This is a genomic window from Bradyrhizobium sp. IC3123, from assembly GCF_020193625.1.
Taxonomy (GTDB): Bacteria; Pseudomonadota; Alphaproteobacteria; order Rhizobiales; family Xanthobacteraceae; genus Bradyrhizobium; species Bradyrhizobium yuanmingense.
This window is the reverse complement of record NZ_JADYVF010000005.1, coordinates 351,845-373,606: the sequence shown is the minus strand read 5'-3', so window position 1 is coordinate 373,606 and position 21,762 is coordinate 351,845. Positions and strand designations below refer to the sequence as shown.

22 protein-coding genes are annotated in these 21,762 nt (G+C 64.3%); 14 read left to right on the top strand and 8 right to left on the bottom strand.

Annotated features, from left to right (window positions below; all coding sequences use genetic code 11):
- The first annotated feature begins 6 nt into the window (after positions 1–6).
- Positions 7–831, top strand: a complete 825-nt coding sequence (locus I6F20_RS19280; protein ID WP_225127407.1) for an NAD-dependent epimerase/dehydratase family protein — start codon at positions 7–9, stop codon at positions 829–831.
- A gap of 7 nt (positions 832–838) precedes the next feature.
- Here the strand turns inward: I6F20_RS19280 and I6F20_RS19275 are convergent, their stop codons facing one another.
- The 4 genes from I6F20_RS19275 to I6F20_RS19260 form a co-directional block, all read right to left on the bottom strand.
- Positions 839–1,249: a cupin domain-containing protein gene (locus I6F20_RS19275; protein WP_109144534.1), complete on the bottom strand. Its 411-nt coding sequence runs from the start codon at positions 1,247–1,249 to the stop codon at positions 839–841.
- 44 nt (positions 1,250–1,293) lie between these two features.
- Positions 1,294–1,746, bottom strand: coding sequence for a carboxymuconolactone decarboxylase family protein (locus I6F20_RS19270; RefSeq protein ID WP_036025851.1), 453 nt, complete (start codon positions 1,744–1,746; stop codon positions 1,294–1,296).
- A gap of 162 nt (positions 1,747–1,908) precedes the next feature.
- The gene (locus I6F20_RS19265; RefSeq protein ID WP_225127406.1) at positions 1,909–2,442 is read right to left on the bottom strand and encodes a YkgB family protein; all 534 of its coding nucleotides are present in this window, start codon (positions 2,440–2,442) and stop codon (positions 1,909–1,911) included.
- A 30-nt stretch (positions 2,443–2,472) separates the two neighbouring features.
- On the bottom strand, positions 2,473–3,285 hold the full coding sequence (locus tag I6F20_RS19260) for an SDR family NAD(P)-dependent oxidoreductase (RefSeq protein ID WP_036004628.1): 813 nt from the start codon (positions 3,283–3,285) through the stop codon (positions 2,473–2,475).
- A gap of 105 nt (positions 3,286–3,390) precedes the next feature.
- On the opposite strand from I6F20_RS19260, the gene I6F20_RS19255 reads away from it, so the two are divergent.
- On the top strand, positions 3,391–4,323 hold the full coding sequence (locus tag I6F20_RS19255; RefSeq protein WP_225127405.1) for a LysR family transcriptional regulator: 933 nt from the start codon (positions 3,391–3,393) through the stop codon (positions 4,321–4,323).
- A gap of 15 nt (positions 4,324–4,338) precedes the next feature.
- Here the strand turns inward: I6F20_RS19255 and I6F20_RS19250 are convergent, their stop codons facing one another.
- Entirely contained in the window at positions 4,339–5,310 is a 972-nt protein-coding gene (locus tag I6F20_RS19250; protein WP_225127403.1) for a DUF6662 family protein, read from the bottom strand.
- Positions 5,311–5,675: 365 nt separating this feature from the next.
- On the opposite strand from I6F20_RS19250, the gene I6F20_RS19245 reads away from it, so the two are divergent.
- Positions 5,676–7,388, top strand: a complete 1,713-nt coding sequence (locus tag I6F20_RS19245; RefSeq protein WP_225127401.1) for an IlvD/Edd family dehydratase — start codon at positions 5,676–5,678, stop codon at positions 7,386–7,388.
- Between the two features lie 12 nt (positions 7,389–7,400).
- Here I6F20_RS19245 and I6F20_RS19240 read toward each other — a convergent pair whose 3' ends face one another.
- Positions 7,401–8,195 carry an enoyl-CoA hydratase/isomerase family protein gene (locus I6F20_RS19240; RefSeq protein WP_057027029.1) on the bottom strand — a complete coding sequence of 265 codons (795 nt, stop codon included), beginning with the start codon at positions 8,193–8,195 and terminating at the stop codon, positions 7,401–7,403.
- A 226-nt stretch (positions 8,196–8,421) separates the two neighbouring features.
- Here I6F20_RS19240 and I6F20_RS19235 point away from each other — a divergent pair, with 226 nt between their 5' ends.
- Positions 8,422–9,639: an NAD(P)/FAD-dependent oxidoreductase gene (locus tag I6F20_RS19235; RefSeq protein WP_036004678.1), complete on the top strand. Its 1,218-nt coding sequence runs from the start codon at positions 8,422–8,424 to the stop codon at positions 9,637–9,639.
- A gap of 161 nt (positions 9,640–9,800) precedes the next feature.
- On the opposite strand, the gene I6F20_RS19230 is transcribed toward I6F20_RS19235, so the two are convergent.
- Together I6F20_RS19230 and I6F20_RS19225 are read right to left on the bottom strand one after the other, a co-directional pair.
- On the bottom strand, positions 9,801–10,709 hold the full coding sequence (locus I6F20_RS19230; protein ID WP_225127399.1) for a ribokinase: 909 nt from the start codon (positions 10,707–10,709) through the stop codon (positions 9,801–9,803).
- 6 nt (positions 10,710–10,715) lie between these two features.
- Positions 10,716–11,609: a sugar kinase gene (locus I6F20_RS19225; protein ID WP_057027031.1), complete on the bottom strand. Its 894-nt coding sequence runs from the start codon at positions 11,607–11,609 to the stop codon at positions 10,716–10,718.
- Between the two features lie 212 nt (positions 11,610–11,821).
- On the opposite strand from I6F20_RS19225, the gene I6F20_RS19220 reads away from it, so the two are divergent.
- The 10 genes from I6F20_RS19220 (at position 11,822) to I6F20_RS19175 (ending at position 21,665) form a co-directional block, all read left to right on the top strand.
- A complete protein-coding gene (locus I6F20_RS19220) occupies positions 11,822–12,670 on the top strand; it encodes a VOC family protein (RefSeq protein WP_225127398.1) in 849 nt (282 codons plus the stop codon).
- 174 nt (positions 12,671–12,844) lie between these two features.
- Positions 12,845–13,552 (top strand): TetR/AcrR family transcriptional regulator, encoded by a 708-nt coding sequence (locus tag I6F20_RS19215; protein WP_193375190.1) that lies wholly within the window; start codon positions 12,845–12,847, stop codon positions 13,550–13,552.
- A 320-nt stretch (positions 13,553–13,872) separates the two neighbouring features.
- Positions 13,873–14,682: an ABC transporter permease gene (locus tag I6F20_RS19210; protein WP_225127396.1), complete on the top strand. Its 810-nt coding sequence runs from the start codon at positions 13,873–13,875 to the stop codon at positions 14,680–14,682.
- 57 nt (positions 14,683–14,739) lie between these two features.
- Positions 14,740–15,732: an ABC transporter substrate-binding protein gene (locus tag I6F20_RS19205; protein WP_036025832.1), complete on the top strand. Its 993-nt coding sequence runs from the start codon at positions 14,740–14,742 to the stop codon at positions 15,730–15,732.
- A gap of 14 nt (positions 15,733–15,746) precedes the next feature.
- Positions 15,747–16,577, top strand: a complete 831-nt coding sequence (locus I6F20_RS19200; RefSeq protein ID WP_192893460.1) for an ABC transporter ATP-binding protein — start codon at positions 15,747–15,749, stop codon at positions 16,575–16,577.
- A gap of 4 nt (positions 16,578–16,581) precedes the next feature.
- On the top strand, positions 16,582–17,976 hold the full coding sequence (locus I6F20_RS19195) for an enolase-like domain-containing protein (protein WP_225127394.1): 1,395 nt from the start codon (positions 16,582–16,584) through the stop codon (positions 17,974–17,976).
- Positions 17,973–19,124 (top strand): Gfo/Idh/MocA family protein, encoded by a 1,152-nt coding sequence (locus I6F20_RS19190; RefSeq protein WP_225127393.1) that lies wholly within the window; start codon positions 17,973–17,975, stop codon positions 19,122–19,124. Before I6F20_RS19195 ends, I6F20_RS19190 begins: the two co-directional genes overlap by 4 nt.
- Before the next feature lie 129 nt (positions 19,125–19,253).
- On the top strand, positions 19,254–20,444 hold the full coding sequence (locus I6F20_RS19185; RefSeq protein WP_225127392.1) for a dihydrodipicolinate synthase family protein: 1,191 nt from the start codon (positions 19,254–19,256) through the stop codon (positions 20,442–20,444).
- Entirely contained in the window at positions 20,444–21,307 is an 864-nt protein-coding gene (locus tag I6F20_RS19180; RefSeq protein ID WP_225127391.1) for a sugar phosphate isomerase/epimerase family protein, read from the top strand. The genes I6F20_RS19185 and I6F20_RS19180 overlap by 1 nt, the downstream gene beginning before the upstream one ends.
- 16 nt (positions 21,308–21,323) lie before the next feature.
- On the top strand, positions 21,324–21,665 hold the full coding sequence (locus I6F20_RS19175) for a hypothetical protein (RefSeq protein ID WP_346276274.1): 342 nt from the start codon (positions 21,324–21,326) through the stop codon (positions 21,663–21,665).
- The last annotated feature ends 97 nt before the right edge of the window (positions 21,666–21,762 follow it).

Below are 21,762 nucleotides of genomic sequence, written 5' to 3'. Positions count from 1 at the left end.
GACGACATGGCGCGTATTTTGATGACGGGAGCTTCGGGCGGAATCGGCACCAGCCTGCGGAAGCTGTTGCCGCCGATCTACCCGGATCTCCTTCTGTCCGATATCAAGCCGCCGGCCGATCTCGGCCCCGATGAAAAATTCAAGGCCGCGGACCTTGCCGATCTCGCGCAATGCGAGGCGATCTGCGAGGGCGTCGACGGCATTCTCCATTTCGGCGGTTATTCGGTCGAAGGCACCTGGGATCAGATCCTCCAGGCCAACATCATCGGCGGCTACAATCTGTTCGAGGCGGCGTACCGCAAAGGCGTCAAGCGCGTGGTGTTCGCCTCGTCGAACCACGCCGTCGGCTTCTATCCGCGCCATCACAAGATCGGCACCGACGTCACTGCGCGGCCCGACAGTCGCTATGGCGTCAGCAAGGTGTTCGGCGAGGCCGTCGGCGCGCTCTACGCCGACAAGCATGGGATGAAGGTGACGTGCCTTCGCATCGGCAATTTCGGCGACATGCCGCTGGACAAGCGCCGGCTCTCGATCTGGCTCAAGCCGGACGATCTCGTGCAGCTCTGCCGCATCGGGCTCGAGCATCCCGACATCCATTTCGAGATATTCTACGGCGCCTCTTTCAACGAGCGCGCCTGGTGGGACAACCACCGCGCCTACGAATTCGGCTATCGCCCCACCGGCCGCGCCGAAGATTTCCGTGAGCACGCCATGGCCGAGCAGGCCAAGCTGAAGCCGGACCCGGTCGGCGACTATTTCCAGGGCGGCACGTTCTGCAGCATGGAGTTCGACGCTGATCCGGATCGTGTGATCGACTGGAATAAGCGGTAGAGATCGTTCACCGGCCGAGCGTCAACAGCGGCTTGCCGGTCTCGACAATGTAGGTCGCAAGCTCCGCGGCGTTGCCGCTGCCGACATTCTTCACGGCGTGATGCACTCCGTGAGGAATGAGCAGCACGTCGCCGGCCTTCAGGATCACGGGCTCTCTACCGTCGAGCCGATATTCCAGCTCGCCTTCGATCAGATAGACGAGCTCTTCGCCCGGGTGACTGTGCCTGACGGCAACGACGCCCGGAGGAAAGTCGACGCGAACCTGGATGACCTCGCGCCCGGGCGCACTCAGCGCTTCCTTCATGAGATGTGTGCGCTTGATGTCGCCCAGTCGTGGCTCTTCGGATCGTGCCGAGAGTGAAGCCAGGCTGATTGCGGCGATCAGCGCCGCCGCAACCACGGTTCCACGTTTCGTCATGTGAATGTCCTTTCGGATTGTGCAGGATGTTGTCGGTGAGCGCATCAACCGGCGGCAGCCGCCGGCATTGCGCGAAAGCTGATGGCCATGCGGTTGTAGGCGTTCATCAGGCTGATCGCGATCGTGAGGTCCACGAGCTCACGTTCTTCGAACACAGCGCGTGCGGCCTGGTATGCCTCGTCGGGCACGCCGGTCTCGGCGACCCGCGTCACCGTTTCCGCCCAGGCCAGGGCAGCCCGTTCGCGTTCGTCGAAGAGATTTCCGGCCTCGCGCCATGCCTGCAGCAGCGCGATCTTCTCGACCTTTTCTCCCTTGTTGAGCAGGTCGCGGGTGTGCATGTCCAGGCAGTAGGCGCAATTGTTGATCTGAGAGATCCGCAGATAAACCAGCTCGATCAGCGTGGCGGAAAGCCGGCTCTGCAGGACGTATCCGTAGACGCCCCCGAGCGCCTTGATGCCTGCCGGCGCGATCTGGTTGTAGTCGAGACGCTTACTCATGTTTCTCTCCTTGGCGGTGATTCTGCTGGATGGCGGTGGTCGGATCCTTCTCGCTGCTATCGATGGCGAACACCGCGAGCAGCGCGAGCCCCGCCGAGGTTGAATCGTATTTTCATGGCGGGGCTCCTGTTCGAGTTCGGCTATTGCGCTGTGGCTGAGCTCTCACCTGCGGATGACGGCCTTCAGCGAGTCCGTGAACACCCAGAAGGAAGCGGCGAGCAGGCCGACGTCCTTCAGCAGGAACTGACCCGGAGCGACCGTGATCGCGGGGACCCCGAGCTCCGGCACGACGACGCCGGGCGTCGAGATCATGAAGCTCAGCGTGGTGACGAACAGCCCGGCCGACAACAGGCCGCCGGCCGCGGAGTAGATCGGGCTGGACAGGCGGAGCGCGATCAGGAGCCCGATGCTGAGTTCGACGAAGCCGAGAAAGGTCGAGAAGCCGCGCACCGAGAACAGCGTGTAGAACCATCGCAGCAGCGGACTGTTCTCGACCAGGGGTACGAGTCCCTGTGCTTCGTAGTCGGTGAATTTCATCCCGCCGAACCAGCCGTAGATGATTGCGAGCGAGGCGTAGAGACCGATCCGGCTGATCGGTTCGGCGTAAGCGAGCAGGCGTTCAGACTGTTCGCGCCAACTGATCGTGCGGCGCAGGGCGATGGATAAGGTGGACGATTGGCTGATGATGCGTGACATGGTGATCTCCGTTTGATGCCGGTTGTTCGCTCACGCATTCACGTGCGTGTGCAGGTTGTAGCGAGGGGCGGGAATAGTGCTCGAGAGCTTGTTCGTCATGGCAAGCCGCGCGCTCTCGTGGCGATCCCACTCCGACTTGTCGGCCAGCGCCGGGATCGTCACGACTTCGCCGAGGTCGAGACCGGCGAGGGCGGCGTCGACCAGGTCGTCGGCCGACATGACGATCTCTGCCGGAAGCTGGTGAACCGGCGTGCCCGCGATGTCCCAAAACTCCGTCGCAGTGGCGCCCGGCAGCACGGCCTGAATGCGGATGCCCTTCCCGGCGAGCTCGTGAACGAGTGACTGGGTGAATGCGAGCACGAAAGCTTTCGAGCCGCCGTAGACGCCGTTGAGCAGCTCCGGCGCGATCGCGACGATGGAAGCGATGTTGATGATCGTGCCGTGGCCGCGGGCGATGAATCCGGGCACCGCTGCGTAGGTCAGGCGCGTCAGTGCACCGACGTTGAGACGGATCATGTCTTCCATCTTGTCGATGTCGGAATCGATCAGCGGGGCCGAGGCGCCGACGCCGGCGTTGTTGACCAGCACCGAAATGTCGCCGTTGGTTCTGATGAGTTGCTCGACGCGGCGGAGGTCGGCAGGGGATGTGAGATCGGCTTCCACCGTTTCCACCTTGCGGCCAGTTTCGTTGCCGAGCCTGCGCGCGAGCGATGCGAGCCGCTGCCTGTTGCGCGCAACGAGGATGAGGTCGTGGCCGCGCTTCGCCAGGCGATCGGCGTAGATCGCGCCGATTCCGGTCGAAGCTCCGGTGATGAGGGCAGTGCCTGTTCTGGTCTGGGTCATTTTCGTCTCTCCTTCGGTTTGGGTGCGGGAAGGAATAGGCACTTCCGGAAATGGTGGGTATCTGGCAAAATCGGGATCTTTCCTTCCAGAATATGGAAGTGTCCCATGGATCGTCTCGAAAGCATGTCGGTGGTCCTGGCGGTGGCGGAGGCGGGCAGCCTGTCCGCCGCCGCGCGCCGTCAGAAAATGCCGTTGGCAACGGTGAGCCGGAAGGTTTCGGAGCTCGAGGAGCACCTCCAGACCAAGCTGTTTCATCGCTCGAGCCGCGCGCTCGTCCCAACGGACGCCGGTCGCTCCTACATCGCCGCGGCCAAGCGAATTCTCGCCGATCTCACCGAAGCCGAGCGCGTTGCCTCCGGCGAATACACCACGCCGCGTGGTGATCTCAGCATCACGACGCTGGTCGCGCTCGGTCGGCTATGCTTGCAGCCGATCCTTGCCGAGTTTCTTGCGGCATTTCCGGAGGTGGATGTTCAGCTCATCTTGCAGGACCGGACGCTCAACCTTCTGGACGAGAACATTGACGTCGCGCTTCGTGTCGGCGATCTCGCCGACAGCGGCCTGATCGCCGTGCGCGTTGGGGAAATTCACCGCGTCGCCTGCGCCAGCCCGTCCTATCTGAAGCTGCGGGGAACGCCGAAGGCTCCCGATGATGTCTCCGCCCACGACTGCATCAGCTATCCTCCGCTTCAATCGCCGGGCACGTGGAGATTCAAACGAGGGCAGACCGAGTATGCAGTGCCGGTGCGGTCGCGCTTCATTGCGAGCAATCTGGAATCGGCCATCGATGCCGCACGCGCAGGCATCGGGATCACCGTCGTGTTCTCCTATCTGGCGTCGGATGCGCTGAGGTCTGGAGAGCTCGTTGCGGTCCTGCAGGACTTTCAACCGCCGCCGCAGCCGGTCAGCTTCGTCTACTCGCCCAACCGCTTCATGCCGGCGAAGCTGCGAGCGTTTCTCGACTTCGCAGGGCTGCGCCTGAGGGCGCGCTTGGCCGACAGTCCCGGAAACGTTGCGCCGCGGAGGCCGCGGGCGTAACTGCGGGCCCGCACATCAGAAATGCAGGTTGAGCCGCAACAGCGCCTGGTGCCGCTCGAACTGATCGAGGTTGAGGCTGCGAACGTCGCCGATCGCCTGGCCGGCAACCTGCATCTGCCAGGTGCCGGAGATGCCGACCTCCTTCGAGATGTTGTAGGAGAAGGTTGGGCCAGCAAAGACGGCGTCTCCCAAAAAGCGGTCGAGGCCGCCGCCGTCATAGGCCCGCGCGTAGCGTACGCCGAGGCCGAAGAGGAGGTCGGGATTCACTGCGTAGGAGATCGCGGCCTGGAGCTGCATCTCGGAATCGTGTCGCCAAAGATTGGTCAGGGTCTCGCGGGTTCCGCCGGTCCCGTACCAGACGTTGAAGGCGGCGAACAACCTGTCCTTCACCAGCTCGCGATCGAACAGCGCGGCAAACTCTGCGCCATATTGCGCGATGTGCATGCCGCTGCCGTCGTCGATCCGGCTCCAGCCGGGCTGCGCATGGAGGGTCAGCCCAAAGGGCGCGACGGTACGATCGAGCAGCTTGTAGCGCAGTTCGAGCGCCACCCCGCCGAAAGCGACGTCGCGATGATCGGCAAATCCCGGAACGCCATTGATGTGATGTCCGGTCAGTGCGAATCCGGGTGCTATCCGGAAGTTGTCCGAGACCGTGTATTTGACCTGATTGAGATTGGCCCAGGCTGCGTAAGTGCCGGAGCGCTTGCCGAATGCGCCGACATTCTCGAACTCGATCTCCATTTCGCCGGGCTTGCCGATGTCGGAGCCCATGCTGAAACCGAAGATGTGCTCGGTGTCGATTTCCGAATGAGCCGACGGCAAACCTCCCGTCAGCTTGCTGACGCCGGGGGCCGGTGCTGAGCCGGGCCAGGCATAGGCGAGGCCGCGTGGACCGTCGTCGGCAGAGGCGGAGACGCAACTCGCCAGATGACCGGCGACGACAATTGCGGCCGTTATTGCGCCCCGCAAGCTCAACTTTCTCAGCACGACATCCACCAACCCGCGCGAACCAAGGACACTGATCGACGCAAGGAGCTTGGTTCACGCGAAGCCCCTGCGATTGCAAGTCATTCGCAAGAACAATTCCACAGAATGGCCGGCCGTGCAACTACTTGCTAATCATTCTTAGTTGCGTTCAATGGAATTCACTTCGGCTGGGCGGCGGGTCGGGTCCGATCCACGCTGGAGAGGCTGGAAACGGGAGATTCCCTGCGCGTTCGGCGCCGTCCCGTGCGGCAATGCCGCGCGGTGCTCAGGAGTGCCAGAAACCAAGCGTCAGGCCTGCAAGTCGAGTTATTGACAATCAGGGCGCTGGCCTTACCACCACGACAAAAGCTGAAGGGAGCGCCCTGATGACGAGTGGCTTGCGCAAGGGTCTGACGAGCTATGGCGATGCCGGTTTCTCGCTGTTCCTGCGCAAGGCGTTCATCAAGGCCATGGGCTATTCTGACGACGCGCTGGAGCGCCCGATCGTCGGCATCACCAACACCTATAGCGACTACAATCCCTGCCACGGCAACGTCCCTGACATCATCGAAGCCGCCAAGCGCGGCGTGATGCTGTCGGGCGCGATGCCCTTCGTGTTCCCGACCATCTCGATCGCGGAGAGCTTTGCGCATCCGACCTCGATGTACCTGCGCAATCTGATGGCGATGGACACCGAGGAGATGATCCGCGCCCAGCCGATGGATGCGGTGATCGTGATCGGCGGCTGCGACAAGACGCTGCCGGCGCAGGTGATGGCCGCGATCAGCGCCGATCTGCCGACCGTGGTCATCCCCGTCGGTCCCATGGTGGTCGGTCATCACAAGGGCGAGGTGCTGGGGGCCTGCACCGATTGCCGCCGCCTCTGGGCGAAATATCGCGCCGGCGACATGGACGATGCCGAGATCGAGGCGGTGAACGGCCGGCTGGCGCCATCGGTCGGCACCTGCATGGTGATGGGCACGGCCTCGACCATGGCCTGCATGATCGAGGCGATGGGCCTGTCGCTGCCGATGAGCGCGACGATTCCCGCGCCGCATGCCGAGCGTTTCCGTCTCGCCGAGGCCAGCGGCAAGGTTGCCGCGGAGATGGCCAAGGCCAAGGGCCCGAAGCCGAGCGACGTGTTGACGCCGGCCTCGTTCAAGAACGCGCAAGTCGTGCTGCAGGCGATCGGCGGCTCGACCAACGGCTTGATCCATCTGACCGCGATGGCGCATCGCTCGCCGCACCGGCTCGATCTCGCAGCGTTCGACCAGATCGGTCGCGAGGTGCCGGTGCTGGTCGATCTCAAGCCGTCCGGCGAGCATTATATGGAGCACTTCCACCACGCTGGTGGCGTGCCGAAGCTGCTGGCGCAGCTCGGCGATCTCGTCGACCTCGATGCCAAGACCATCAGCGGCCAGACGTTGCGGGAGATCGCGGCGAATGCGGAGGACGTGCCAGGCCAGGATGCGATTCGTCCGCGTGATAATCCGATCAAGAAGGAGGGCGGCCTCGCCATCCTGCACGGCAATCTCGCCCCGCGCGGCGCGGTCATCAAGCAATCCGCCGCCAGCCCGAAGCTGCTGCAGCACACCGGGCGCGCCGTCGTGTTCGAATCCGTCGAGGACATGACCTTGCGGGTCGACGATCCCGATCTCGACGTCAACGCCGACGACGTGCTGGTGCTGCGCAACGCCGGCCCGAAGGGCGCGCCGGGCATGCCGGAAGCCGGTTATCTGCCGATCCCGAAGAAGCTCGCGCGCGGCGGCATCAAGGACATGGTGCGCATCTCGGATGCGCGCATGAGCGGCACCGCGTTCGGCACCATCGTGCTGCACATCACCCCGGAATCCGCCGTCGGCGGGCCGCTGGCGCTGGTTGAGAACGGCGACATGATCCGCCTTGATGTGGCCAAGCGCAGCATCGAGCTCTTGGTTGACGCCGCCGAGCTGGAGCGGCGCCGCGCTGCGTTGAAGCCGGTGGCCGCGCCGGAAGAGGCGCGGCGCGGCTACGCCTGGCTGTTCAACGAGACCATCCTGCAGGCCGACGAGGGCTGCGATTTCGACTTCATGCAGAGGAATGGCCCCGCGAAGGGCTGAGCCACCGCCTCGCTACTTCCCCTTGCTCGTGAACTTCTTCACGGCGGTGCGGAACGCTTCCGTGTTCATCGCCATGATGATCTTGTGCTCCTCGGCATCGAGCTGCTGCTTCACCGGCGTGGTCGCCGCCTGATAGACCAGCTGCTTGGTGCCGGCGATCGAAGCCGGCGGGTTCTGCGCGAGACGCTCGGCAAGTTTTCGCGTCGCGGTCTTCAACTCGGCCGCGGGGACGGTCTTGGCAACCAAGCCCCATTCATAGGCCTGCTGCGCGGTAAAATTATCCTCGGCGAGAAAGATCTGCAGCGCCCGGCGGGAGCCGACCGTGCCGACGATGCCGACCGTCGAGCCGCCGTCCGGCGACACCCCGATCTTGGCATAGGCCGGCGTGAACTTGGCATCGTCAGCGGCGATGCAGAGATCGGTGACGAAGGCGAGGCCCATGCCGGCGCCGGCGGCCGAGCCGTGCACGCTCGACAGCGAGATCTTCGGCATGCGCCTGATGATCTCGATGAAGGCGTGATAGTGCTTCAATAGCTCGCCGACGACGGGCGTCACCGTGCCGGCTTCGGCGGCGGCCCCGATCGTCTGCAGGTCGCCGCCGGCGCAGAACGCGCGGCCTTCGCCTTCGAGCACCACGACGCGGATGTCGTCGGCGCCTTCGATATAGGTTGCGAGCTGCTCGAGCTTCTGGGCAATCGCAAGATCGATCGCGTTGAATGCGGCAGGGCGGTTCAGCGTGATGGTCGCGATCGGGCCGTCGACCTTGAGCAGGGCGGGATCGTCGGGCTTTGAGACGGGAGCGGTCATCTGGATTCTCCGGCAGGAGGTCGAGGCTCGAACTAAATCGCAGAAGGGCAGGGGTGACAATCCCCGAACCACCGCTCTTGCGCCGGGCGGAACGATAGGCTCAAATGGAGCCGCTTTCGCCAAGGGACGGACACGAGCGCCGGCTCCTCGCAAGGCCAGCAAGCAAAATCAGCGAGAGAGGAGGCGGCATGGGTCACGCTCGTGTCTTCCGGAAATGGGCTGTCCGATGACTGGCCCGGTGATCATCGTCGGTGCCGGCCATGGCGGCTACCAGATCGCGGCATCGCTGCGCCAGGCCGGCTTTGCCGAGCGCATCTGCCTGATCAATGACGAGCCGCATCTGCCCTATCAGCGGCCGCCGCTGTCCAAGGCCTACATCAAGGGCTCCGCGGGCCCGGAGAGCCTGATGTTCAGGCCTGAGAAGTTTTACCAGGACCAGAGCATCGAACTGATCGCCGGCCGCGCCGCCTCGATCGACCGCGCCGCGCGTAAGGTGCATCTCGCATCCGGCGAGACGCTGGACTATTGGCACCTCGTGCTGGCGACCGGCGCGCGCAATCGCCTGCTCGATTTGCCCAATGCCAATCTGCCCGACGTGAAATATCTGCGCATTCTCGATGACAGCGAGGCGCTGCGCGCGATCATGCCGTCGAAGACGCGCGCCGTGATCATCGGCGCCGGCTTCATCGGCCTCGAATTCGCCGCGACCGCCCGCATCAAGGGCCTCGAGGTCGACGTGCTCGAGCTCGCCCCGCGTGTGATGGCGCGGGCGGTGACGGCGGAGGTCTCCGAATATTTTCAGGCGCGCCACCGCGAGGCCGGCATCCGTATCCATCTCGGTGTGCAGGCGACCTCGATCGAAGCCGAGGCCGGCAAGGTCACCGGCGTGTCCTTGAGCGACGGGCGGCATCTGCCGGCCGACCTCGTCGTGGTCGGCGTCGGCGTGCTGCCGAACATCGAACTCGCGGCCGAGGCAGGGCTGCCGGTCGCCGCCGGCATCATCGTCGATGAATATCTGTCGACGGCTGATCCCAACATTTCGGCCATTGGCGATTGCGCGCTGTTCGCAAGCCCGCGCTTCGGCGGATCGCTGCGGCTGGAATCGGTGCAGAACGCCACCGATCAGGCCCGCTGCCTCGCAGCAAAGCTGACCGGGGATAAGAAACCGTACGACAGCCATCCCTGGTTCTGGAGCGATCAGGGCGACGACAAGCTCCAGATCGCGGGGCTGACGACCGGCTACGACCGCGTCGTGCTGCGCGGCGATCCCGCCAAGAAGGCATTCTCGGCGTTCTGCTATCACGGCGACAAGCTGCTCGGAATCGAATCCATCAACCGCGCCGGCGATCACATGTTCGGCCGGAGATTGCAGGCTATGGACCGCTCCATCACGCCGGAGCAGGCCGCGGACGAGAGCTTCGACCTCAAGAGCGCGCTGGCATGAAGTTCTTCTCCCTCTCCCCGTTCTTACGGGGAGAGGGCTGGGGTGAGGGGCTTTCTCCGCGCATAGGATAGCAGTCGGACTCGCGGAGAGTCCCCCTCACCCGGAATTTGCTCTCGCAAATTCCGACCTCTCCCCGCAAGCGGGGAGAGGCGAAGAGGCCTCTACAGTATCGCCGCCACTTCCGCCCCCGTCGGCATCGACGGTCCGGCGCCCATGCGCTGCACGCTGATCGAGGCGGCGGCATTGGCGAACGTCAGCGCCTCACGCAAGGGCGCGCCATCAGCGAGTTGCGCGGCGAGCGCGCCGACGAAGCAGTCGCCGGCGCCGGTGGTGTCGAGTGCCTTCACCACACGGCCGGCCACCGAGATCTCCTCGTGCCCGGCGAGCGCGAGCACGCCGCGCTTGCCGAGCGTGACGCAGATGGTCTGGTCCTCGCGCGCCTGAAGTTTTCGCGCGACATCGATGATGCGGTCGGCCGCGTCGCTCTCGGAGAGCTCAACGCCGGCGAGGAAGCCGAGCTCAGTTTCGTTCAGCACGAGGATGTCGACCAGCGCCAGCAGCTCGCCCGGCATCTTCTGCGCCGGCGCCGGGTTCAGCACGGTCACTGCCCCCGCCGCGCGGGCGCGGTGGAAGAAGGCAGCGATCGTCGGCAGCGGAATCTCGAACTGGCTGACGGCGACGTCGCCCTTCAGCAGCGGCACGACCTTGACGTCATCAGCGCCGACCAGCCCGTTCGCTCCGGGAACGACGACGATGGTGTTGTCGGCCTCGGCCACCGTGATGATGGCCGTCCCGGTGTGCGCCTCGGCCGTCTCCACGACATAGCCGAGGTCGATGCCCTGGTCGCCGAGAAAGGCCTTCAGCTCAGCGCCCAACGAATCCCTGCCCAGCCGCCCGATCAGCGTGGTCCGCGCCCCTAACCGCGAGGCCGCGACCGCCTGGTTCGCGCCCTTGCCGCCTGGGAAATACAGGACCTGGCGGCCGGCGACGGTCTCGCCGATTCGTGGATGGCGATCGGCCGTCGCCACCACATCCATGTTGATGCTGCCGGCAACGAAGACCCGCCCCATCTCTTTCTAGACCCTGACCTCGAACTCGTGCCTGACCTTGGCGATATCGACCAGCGTCGGCAAGCCGGCCTCGTTGCCGAGGCGCTGGATCTTGTAGGTCGAGGCGGCGCGGGCAAAGTCGAAATGCTCGCGCCAGCTTTTGCCGGGATGGGCGAGGTAGGAATAGACATAGGCGCCGTGGAAGACGTCGCCAGCGCCGTTGGTGTCGATCACGCGCTCGCGCGGGATCGGCATCGCCGGCATCACCTGCACCGTGCCTGTTTCGTCGTACCAGAACAGGCCCTTCTCGCCCATGGTGACGCCGCCGATCTTGCAGCCGCGGCTCTTGAGATAGTCGAGCATCTTCTCCGGCGTCAGATCCATCTGCTCGCACAGGCGCTCGGCGACGATGGCGACGTCGATGAATTCGAGCAGCTCATGGGTGTTGGTGCGCAGGCCGCCGCCGTCGAGCGAGGTCAGGATGCCGGCCTCGCGGCACACCTTGGCGTAGTGGATGGCGGCATCCGGCTGGTGGCCGTCGACATGCAGCGCGCGGCAGCCGCCGAGATTGAGCATCGGAAAGGGGTGGATGTGCTCGTCGTCGCGGCAGCGGACGATGGCGCGCTTGCCGTCCTTGGGCATGATGAAGGAGAGCGAGGACTGGTTGACCTTGCGCCCATGCAGCGAGATGCCGTACTTCGCGCACATGTCCTGGAACATGCGCCCCAGCCAGTCATTGGCTGCGGTCGCGATCAGGTCCGGCACGATGCCGAGCTTGGCGCAGCAGAACGCGGCCGTCACCGCATTGCCGCCGAAGGAGACCGCGTAGTCACGCGCCACGTGTTTCTCGTCGCCGGTCGGCATGTGGTCGGTGATGAAAACGACGTCGATATAGGTCTGTCCGATGAAGAGAGCCTGCATTGCTTGTCCGTGATGCGCTTGTGGTCCCGGCCGGCGAGATTACTCTAGCACCGGTTCCGCTCCGGGGGGACGCTGAAATTATTCGCAAATCTGCCGCCCGAAGCGCTTGAGGTCAGCATGGTCCGGGAATACGACCATCACTGGCCCATGCCAAGCCCGGACAAACGCCGTCTTTCGCTCCCGGGGTTCCCCGTCCACAAAAAGGGTGCAGAATGATCATCGGCCTCGATCACATCGTCGTTCTCGTAGGCGATATCGGTGCGGCCAAGGCGGCCTATCAGACGCTGCTCGCCCGCGCGCCGGCCTGGCAGAACTCGGGCGAGGGCGCCGACCGGGTGCTGTTCACCCTCGACAACGTGACCGTCGAGCTGATGGCCCCTCACGGGTTCAGCGTCACCGCCGACCGCATGCGCGCACTGCTCGGCGACCAGGAAGGCATCCTCGCCAGCCTGTGCTTTCGTGTCGCCGACATCGGCAAGATGCACCGGCGGCTGGAGCGGGTGGCCCTGAGGCCTGATACGGTCGCCGAGGTCGAGAGCAGCGACGCCGCCACCGACGCCGTGCTGCACTGGAAGCGCACGCGGGCCGCCACCGAGCTGACGCGCGGCGTGCGCATGTTCTTCCTGGAACTGGCCGACGAGCGTCCGAAGTCCGCCGTGACCGACATCGCGCCGATCGAGGGGCTCGACCATGTCGTCGTCACCACGGAGGATTCCGAGCGCGCCGCCGCGCTCTACGGCGCCCGGCTCGGTCTTGATCTCGCGCTCGACCGCTCGCACCAGGACTGGGGCCAGTTGATGTTCTTCCGCTGCGGCGACCTCATCGTCGAGGTGGTGCGCCGCCCGGTCGCGGGCGGCGATGCCGCGCATGACCGGCTCTGGGGCCTGAGCTGGCGGGTCGGCGACATCGACGCCACCCGCGCCCGCCTGATCGCGAGCGGACTCGACGTCAGCGATGTGCGCACCGGCCGCAAGCCGGGGACGCGCATCATGACCGTGCGCAACGGCACCTGCGGAATCCAGACCGTGCTGCTGGAGCGTTCGCCGAAGCCGGTGGAGTGATTCTGTCATTCCGGGGCGATGCGTAGCATCGAACCCGGAATCCATTTCGCGGCTGACTCTGCCGCCCAATGGATTCCGGGCTCGCGCCAAGAGGCGCGCCCCGGAATGACGAACATTCTCAAACTCACGCTCGCGTGCTACACGCGTCTTGTCGGCACCCAGCGAGCACCCGGTTTGGCGAAGGCAAAGCGAACTCTGAAATGGCAGCGCGACCCCGAGGGGATGCGGCTGCGCATTCTCGAAGCCGCCAAGCAGGAGTTTTCCGCCCATGGCCTTGCCGGCGCGCGCGTCGACCGCATCGCCGCCAAGGCCGGCGCCAACAAGCGCATGCTGTACTATCACGTCGGCAACAAGGACGAGCTCTATCTCGCGGTGCTCGAAGGCGCCTATGACAAGATCCGCAGCGAGGAGCGCGGGCTCGACCTCGAACATCTCGATCCGCCCGAGGCGATCCGCCGCCTGATCGAGTTCACCTGGAACTACTTCCTGCGCAATCCCGAATTCCTCTCGCTGCTGCAGACCGAGAACCTCGCGCGCGCCAAGCACCTGAAGAAATCGACCAAGGTCAAGTCCATGCATTCGCCCTTCGTCGAGATGATCCGCACCGTGGTGCGCCGCGGCGTCGATAGCGGCGATTTCCAGGTCGCGGTCGATCCGGTGCAGCTCTACATCTCGATTGCAGCGCTCAGCTTCTTCTATCTCTCCAATTCGGCAACGCTCAGCGTGATCTTTGGCCGCGATCTCCTGGACAAGAAGGCCAAGGAGGAGCGGTTGGCGCATATGGTGGGCCTGGTGCTGGCCGCGCTGACGGGGCAATCCGCGGCGCTGTTCGAGATCGCGAAGACGCCGAAGTCGCGCGCCGCGGTCGTGCAGGCGGTGTAGCCCGTAGCCATGATGGGGCGCCTTGCTCCGTCATTGCGAGCGCAGCGAAGCAATCCAGACTGTCTCCGCGGAAAGATTCTGGATTGCTTCGCTGCGCTCGCAATGACCACGTGGAGGCGCGTGCACCTCACTCCGCCCCCGTGCCCCGACGCAGCGCAGCAACGCTTACATTGCAGCGCGTCCGGGACACGGAAGGCGATAGTCCCGTCCCCAAAAGCTCCCGGAACCCCGAGCACAAAACGTCACAGGGAAAGCTCTGGACAGTATTTATCCAACGGGTTAATTTCTCCCCATAACGAAAAGACTGCCGGGAGTGAAAATTGGCCGAGCCGAAGCCGCAAAACGCTGTTTCCAAGCTGCTGAATGCAGCCTGGGTTCGGCCGTTCTTGTTCCTGGTCTTCATCGTCGTCGCCTGGGATCTCGCGATCCGGCTGTTCAGAATCCCCGCGTACCAAATCCCGGCGCCGCTCGACGTCGTCGCCGTGCTGCGCACCGAATGGCCGGAGCTGCTGCGCCAGTCCTGGCCGACCACCTATGCGACCGTCTGCGGCTTCCTGCTGTCGGCACTGTTCGGCATTCCCGTCGCGATGTTGATCGCGGGCTCGAAGACGGTGGAGAGCTACGTCTATCCACTGCTGGTGTTCTCGCAATCGGTGCCGAAGATCGCGATCGCCCCGCTGTTTGTGGTGTGGTTCGGCTTCGGCATCATTCCCAAGGTGATCTCGGCGTTCCTGCTCGGCTTCTTCCCGGTCGTGGTCTCCGCGGTGCAAGGCTTCAAATCGGTCGATCCCGATATGGTCGATCTCGCCCGTGCCATGCAGGGCAGCCGCCTGCAGGTGTTCCGCGCGGTGAACCTGCCGCATGCGCTGCCGGCGATCTTCTCCGGTCTCAAAGTGTCGGTGACGCTGGCCGTGGTCGGCGCGGTGGTCGGCGAGTTCGTCGGCTCCAATTCCGGCATCGGCTACGTGATGCAGCGCTCGATCGGCACTTTCGACCTGCCGACGATGTTCGCGGCGCTGGTGATCCTGGCGCTGCTCGGCGTGGTCCTGTTCTGGATCGTCGACCGGGTCGAGAAGCTGGTCATTCCCTGGCATGTCAGCCAGCGCGAGGACATGATCTTTGCATCCTGACTAAAGCAACGAGCGGCCACCAACGGCCGACGCAACCAACGGCAAGGGAGAAAAACGATGAAGCGGTTGATTGGAGCTGCATCCGTAGCACTGATGGCGTTCGCAGCCATGCCGGCGCAGGCAGCCGACAAGGTCGTGCTGATGCTGAACTGGTACGTCTATGGCGAGCACGCGCCGTTCTATTACGGCAAGGCCAAGGGCATCTACGCCGCCGAAGGCATCGAGCTCGAGATCCAGGAAGGCCGCGGCTCGGCTGCGACCACGCAGGCGGTTGCCGCCAAGACCGCGGACTTCGGCTATGTCGACGTCCCCACCATGATGCGCGCCGCGATCAAGGGCGCGCCCGTGGTCGCAACCGGCGTGCTGCTGCAAACGAGCCCGATGTCCGCCATGGGCTTCGCCGACAAGAACATCAGGAAGCCTGAAGACATTAAGGGCAAGACGGTGGCGATCACGCCGGCCGATTCCATGACGCAGATCTGGCCGCTGTTCCTGAAGAAGACCGGCCTGAAGGAAAGCGACTTCAAGACCGTCGCCGGCGACGGCCAGACCAAGCTCAACGCCGTCATCAACGGCCAGGCCGATCTCCTGCTCGGCTACGTCATGGACCAGTCGATGAAGATCAAGGACGCCACCGGCAAGGATGTCTATCCGATCAAGTTCGCCGACTACGGCATCAACATGGTCTCCTCGGGCGTCATCGCCAACACCGACTATGTGAAGGCCAATGCGGACCTCGTCCGCCGCTTCATGTCGGCGACGACCAAGGCGGTCGAAGCTGCCGAGAAGGAGCCGAAGGCGGCGGCGCAATCGATCCTCGATGCCAACCCCAAGGGCGGCAAGATCGACACGCTGACGCAGGGTTTTGAGCTGACCATCCCGCTCTACCGGACCGCGGAGACCAAGGGCAAGCGGCCGTTCCAGGTCACCGACCAGAACATGACCGAGACCGTCAACCTGCTGGTCGAATATGGCGGCCTCGACGCCAAGGCCAAGGAGAACCCGAAGGCTTTCTACACCAGCGATTACCTGCCGAAGAGCGGCTCGTGAAACCTGCGACTGTCATGAGTGAAACCGCGCAGTCGGCCGCTCATCTGAGACTGGTGAGCGACCGGGCTGCCGGCGATGCGTCGGGCATCAAGCTGTCGGGCGTGTCGAAGACCTACCGGACGCGCGACGGCGACGTGCCGTCGCTGCGGCCGCTCGACTTCCACATCAATGACGGCGAGTTCTTCGTCGTGGTCGGCCCATCCGGTTGCGGCAAGTCGACGCTGCTCAAATTGATCTCGGGTCTGCTGGCGCCGACCACGGGCGAGATCCTGGTCGAGGGCCAGAAGGTGACGACGCCGCACGGCAATGTCGGCATCGTGTTCCAGAACGCGCTGCTCTTGCCCTGGCGCAACATCCTCTCCAACGTGATGCTGCCGATCGACATGAAGCGCCTGCCGCGCCAGGAATATCTCGACCGCGCCAAGTCGCTGCTGAAGCTGGTCGGCCTCGAAGGCTTCGAGAAGAAGTTGCCCTGGCAGCTCTCCGGCGGCATGCAGCAGCGCGCCTCGATCTGCCGCGCGCTGGTGCACGACCCGAAAATCATGCTGATGGACGAGCCGTTCGGCGCGCTCGACGCGCTGACACGCGAGCGCATGAATGTCGAATTGATGCGGATCCAGCGCGAGACGAAGAAGACCGTGCTCTTGATCACGCATTCGATTCCGGAAGCCGTGTTCCTCGCCGACCGCGTGCTGGTCATGACCGAGCGCCCCGGCGCGATCGCCGCGATCTACGACGTGCCGCTGCCGCGCCCGCGCTCGCTCGACGCGATGGCCGACCCGGTGTTTACGGAGCTGGTGCAGCGCATCCGCAAGCATTTCTTCTCGCAAGGGGCGTTGGACTGAAACCATGTCCCCCCGCCTGAAGCTGCGAGACATCGCCTTCTTCGAACGTCCCGTGCAGTTCGCGCGGCCGTTCCGCTTCGGTGCGATCACGATCAACGCGACGCCGCAGCTGTTCGTGCGGGCCGAGATCGAGGTCGAGGGCCGGGGCACCGCCGTCGGTGTCAGCGCCGAGCTGCTGGTACCAAAGTGGTTCGACAAGCGGCCGGAGCTGTCGCCAGCGCAGACGGTGGACGAGTTGCGTCGCTCGCTGGAGATCGCGCGCGGACTCTATCTGGCACGGACCGGCTTCCAGACGGCGTTCGATCTGCATGCCTCCTGCATCGGTGCCCAGATCGCGACCTGCGCGAAAGAGAACATTCCGGGGCTGGCTGCGGCCTATGGCCCGGCGGAGATCGACAAGGCCATCCTCGATGCGCTGCTGCGCGCGATAGGGACCAGCTTCTTTGAAGGAATGGCCGCGAACATCGCCGGCATCGATGCGCGGCTTTCTCCTGACCTGAGCGAGCGGGACATCAGGACGTTTCTCGCCGGCCGGGTGCCGCTGGCGCGTGTTGCCATCAGGCATACCGTCGGCCTTGATGATGTCGTCGAGGGTGAGGGCGGCATTGCCGATCCGCGCGAGAATACCGGCGCGCGCTTTTTCAAGCTCAAGCTGTCCGGCGATCCGGCTGCCGATGCGGCGCGGCTCGCCCGGATCGGCAAGCAGCTCGACACGCTTGGACGCGACTACAAGGTGACGCTCGATGCCAACGAGCAGTATGCCGATCTCGCCGCGTTACAGGCGCTGATGGACGGGCTCAATCGCGACGCCGCGCTGCGCCCGATTGCCGCGCGCCTGCTCTATGTCGAGCAGCCGATGCCGCGCGACATTACGCGGCGAACGCCGCTCGGCGCGCTGGGCACACGCGGCTTCATCATCGACGAAGCCGACGATTCCTACGACGCGTTCCCGGCAGCACGGGCGCTCGGCTATCGCGGCATCTCCTCGAAATCTTGCAAGGGACTTTACAAGTCCATCATCAACGCCACGCGTGTGGCGAAATGGAGCGCGCAAGGCGAAGCCTTCTTCATCACTGGTGAGGACCTCACCTGCCAGGCCGGCCTTGCCGTGCAGCAGGATCTTGCGCTCGGTGCCTTCATCGGCGTCACCCACGCCGAGCGGAACGGCCACCACTACGTCGATGGCTTCGGTGAAACGCCCATAGCAGAAGCTCAGGCCTTCGCCGCCGCGCATCCCGATCTCTATGCCGATGCCAGGCGGGGCATCCGGCTCTCCATTCACGACGGCGATCTCCTGACGGGATCGCTTCATTGCGCGGGCTTCGCCTCGTCGGTCCATCCGGACTGGTTGGCATTGCGCCCGCTCGCCCAGCCAAGATCTCAGGAGCAATTGGCATGACCACCCAACGCCTCGGCCTCATCATGAACGGCGTCACCGGCCGGATGGGGCTCAACCAGCATCTGATCCGCTCGATCGTCGCGATCCGCGACCAGGGCGGCGTGCGCCTGAAGAACGGTGACCGTGTCATGCCCGACCCGATCCTGGTCGGCCGCAGCGCCGACAAGGTCGAGGCGCTGGCCAAGCGCTACAACATTACCCGCTGGACCACCGATCTCGATGCCGCGCTCGCCGACAAGAACGACACCATGTTCTTCGACGCCGCGACGACGCAGGCGCGGCCCGGCCTGCTGACCCAGGCCATCAACGCCGGCAAGCACGTCTATTGCGAGAAGCCGATCGCGACGAATTTCGAGGAGGCCGTCGAGGTCGTCAAGCTCGCCAATGCCAAGGGCGTCAAGCACGGCACGGTGCAGGACAAGCTGTTCCTGCCGGGGCTGAAGAAGATCGCTTTCCTGCGCGATTCCGGCTTCTTCGGGCGCATCCTCTCGGTGCGCGGCGAGTTCGGCTATTGGGTATTCGAGGGCGGCTGGCAGGAGGCGCAGCGGCCGTCCTGGAACTATCGCGATGAGGATGGCGGCGGCATCATCCTCGACATGGTCTGCCACTGGCGCTACGTGCTCGACAACCTCTTCGGCAACGTCCAGAGCGTCAGCTGCATCGGCAACACCGACATCCCCGAGCGCTATGACGAGCAGGGCCAGAAGTACAAGGCAACCGCGGACGATTCCGCCTACGCCACGTTCCAGCTGGAGGGTGGCATCATCGCCCACATCAACATGTCCTGGGTGACGCGGGTCTATCGCGACGACCTCGTCACCTTTCAGGTCGACGGCACGCTCGGCTCGGCGGTCGCGGGCCTCACCGATTGCATGATCCAGGCGCGGCAGGCGACACCGCGCCCGGTGTGGAATCCCGACGAGAAGCGGCTGCACGACTTCTACGGCGACTGGCAGAAGCTGCCCGACAACGTCACCTACGACAACGGCTTTAGGGAGCAATGGGAGATGTTCATCCGCCACGTCTACGAGGACGCCCCTTACAAGTTCACACTGCTCGAAGGCGCCAAGGGCGTTCAGCTCGCCGAATGCGCGCTGAAGAGCTGGAAGGAGCGGCGCTGGATCGACGTCGCGCCCATCAAGGTTTGAGGTCAGTCGGATAATCCCGATGTCTACTGAGCCGTCATTGCGAGCGAAGCGAAGCAATCCAGAATCTTTCCGCAGAGGCAGTCTGGATTGCTTCGCTTCGCTCGCAATGACGGGGAGAGGTTCGAAATCATGAACAAGCCAGTCCAACCGATGTCGTCTTTGTCGCTGAAGCTGCCCAAAGCCGATCGCTCGATCGAGACCTATCGGCTCGCGGCCTCGCGCACGTTCCCCGCAAAGCTCGAGGGGCCGCTGAACCGCATCGCCTTCTCGGCCGTGCACACGGTGGCTGATCCCTTTGCCGACAACGATCCCTGGCTGTCGGCCGCCGTCGACTGGGACAAGACCATCGCCTTCCGCGAGCACGTCTGGGACCTCGGCCTCGGCGTTGCCGAAGCCATGGACACCGCGCAGCGCGGCATGGGGCTGGACTGGCCGACCTCGCTGGAGCTGATCACGCGCTCGGTCGCCGCCGCCAAGCGGCGCAATGCGCTGGTGTTCTCCGGTGCAGGCACCGATCATCTCGCGGTCGAGGACGCTGGGAGCCTCGACGACGTGATCCGCGCCTATGAAGAGCAGATCTCGGCGGTGGAGAAAGTCGGCGGCCGCATCATCCTGATGGCCTCGCGGGCCCTCGCAAAACTCGGTCGCAATGCCGACGATTACGCCAAAGTCTATGACCGCGTGCTCTCGCAAGTCCGTGAGCCCGTCATCATCCACTGGCTCGGCGACATGTTCGATCCGGCGCTGGCGGGCTATTGGGGCACGAGGGATCTCGACAAGGCCATGGACATTGCCGTCGCCATCATCAACGGCAATGCCGCCAAGGTCGACGGCGTCAAGGTCTCGCTGCTCGACAAGCAGCGCGAGATCGACATGCGCCGGCGTCTGGACAAGCGGATCAAGATGTATACCGGCGACGATTTCAACTACGCGGAGCTGATCGCCGGCGATAGCGAAGGTTTTTCACACGCGTTGCTCGGCATCTTCGATGCCATCGCGCCGGCGGCGTCCTACGCGCTGTCGCGGCTGGCGGCAGGCGACGAGGCCGGCTTCCACGACGTGCTTGGCCCGACGGTCCCGCTGTCGCGTCACATCTTCAAGGCGCCGACGCGGTTCTACAAGACCGGCGTCGTGTTCATGGCCTATCTCAACGGACACCAGGATCACTTCACCATGGTCGGCGGACAGGAGAGCACGCGGTCCACGCTGCATTTGGCCGAACTGTTCCGTCTCGCTGACAAGGCCGGCCTGCTCGCCAACCCTGAACTCGCGACGCAACGGATGAAAACCGTGCTCGCCACCCACGGTATCGAATCCTGATGCGCGATTTTTCGTCCGACCACCGCTGGCTGTCGCTGAACACGGCGACCGTCCGCAAGCAGGGTGACCTCGTCGCCATCATCGAGGCCTGCGCGAAGCACGGCATCCGAGCCATCGATCCCTGGCGCGACCAGGTCGCGAACGTCGGTCTCGACCGCGTCGCGCGCGCGGTGCGCGAGGCTGGCCTTGATCTCTCAGGCTATTGCCGCGGCGGCATGTTCACCTCGGATGTCTCGCGCCGGGGCGAAGTGCGCGACGATAACAGGCGCTGTGTCGATGAAGCCAAGGCACTGGGCGCGCCCTGCATCGTCCTCGTCGTCGGCGGCCTGCCGCAATATTCGCGGTTGGGCAGTGAGGCTTCGAAGGATCTGGTGGCAGCGCGCGGGCAGGTCGAGGAAGCGCTCGCTGACATGCTCGACTACGCGAGGCAAGCCAAGCTGCCGTTGGCGATCGAGCCGTTGCATCCGGCCTATGCGGCCGACCGCGCCTGCGTGAACACAACCAAGCAGGCGCTCGATATCTGCGACCGGCTCGACCCCGGCCGCACCGGCATGCTCGGCGTCGCGCTCGACGTCTATCACATCTGGTGGGACCCGGAGCTGATGGACCAGATCGCACGCGCCGGCCGGGACCGCCTGCTGGCGTTCCATGTCTGCGACTGGCTGGTGCCGACCAGGGACATCCTCAACGACCGCGGCATGATGGGCGACGGCGTCATCGACATCAAATCGGTGCGTGCAGCGGTCGAAGCGCAGGGCTTTGCCGGCTATTCCGAGATCGAGATCTTCTCCAACGAATGGTGGGGCAAGCCGATGGACGAGGTGCTGAAGACCTGCATCCAGCGACATCGGACGGTGGTGTAGTTGCCTCGAGTGTCTCGTGAAAAGTCAGACGATTGCGCTATCATCGATTTTACCGTCGAATCCCGGACTATCACTCGTCAATTCGATCTGCGAAGCTCTGCCGACACAAATGCGCTTGCGACCAAGCGGGCGCGGAGGGAGGTTCGCGGTGGAGAAAGTGCGACGCTTGCGTGCGATGAGCTCACTGTGCCGTCAACAGGCCGCGTACAACAGCATGAACAAATGGAAGCTGCTCGCAGAGGCAGAATACTGGTATCATCTGGCTGACCTCGAGCTATCTTCCCATTTCCAACAATGCAACGCCATTGGCTTGAATGAGGTAGAGCAGCCTCAAGCGATCACAGATGCGAAGTGCTGAGCGGAAGACGATTTCCGCCGCGTGAGGACAGAAAGGCCGTGTACTCATAAAAGGAAGTCGGGCTGATCGTCCAGAGCAGCACTGCTTGTGACCCACA